The sequence below is a fragment of the Thiosulfatihalobacter marinus genome (assembly GCF_016019955.1).
Classification (GTDB): domain Bacteria; phylum Pseudomonadota; class Alphaproteobacteria; order Rhodobacterales; family Rhodobacteraceae; genus Shimia; species Shimia marinus_A.
In genome coordinates this window covers 1-373 of record NZ_JAECRZ010000053.1, presented here as the reverse complement: position 1 = coordinate 373, position 373 = coordinate 1, and the positions used below count along the sequence as shown (strand labels likewise).

Genomic DNA, 373 nt, shown 5'->3' with positions numbered 1-373 from the left:
ATTCCTGCGGCATTGTACGTAGTCAGACAGCAAATCTGTTAAACCAGTGGCGCAGGATTAATGGGTCCTGACCCTAGCGGCGCACCGGGAAACGCTCGCCTTTCCCGGTCAGCACCACAAGCCGCCCACCGTTTTCCACAATACGGTCGCAGCGTTCCACGCCGGTAACAAAGGTCACACACACCACGCTGCCCTCCCGCGCCCGCCAATACCCGTACCACGTGCCCCCGCCGCCATAGGTGTATCTGTATTTGCCATCTGTGTCATAGACGGACCGTCCGTCATCAAAGAACACCTGAAGTGGTCCCGGTTTTTCGGACAGCTCAGCGGCTGATCTAAGGTGTATCCGGGTTGGTTTTCATGCCGCCAATTT

General features: G+C 57.1%; 1 protein-coding gene. It reads right to left on the bottom strand.

What is annotated here, in order from left to right; genetic code table 11:
* Positions 1-73: 73 nt before the first annotated feature.
* A complete protein-coding gene (locus I3253_RS20355; RefSeq protein ID WP_197919607.1) occupies positions 74-295 on the bottom strand; it encodes a hypothetical protein in 222 nt (73 codons plus the stop codon).
* Between the last annotated feature and the right edge of the window lie 78 nt (positions 296-373).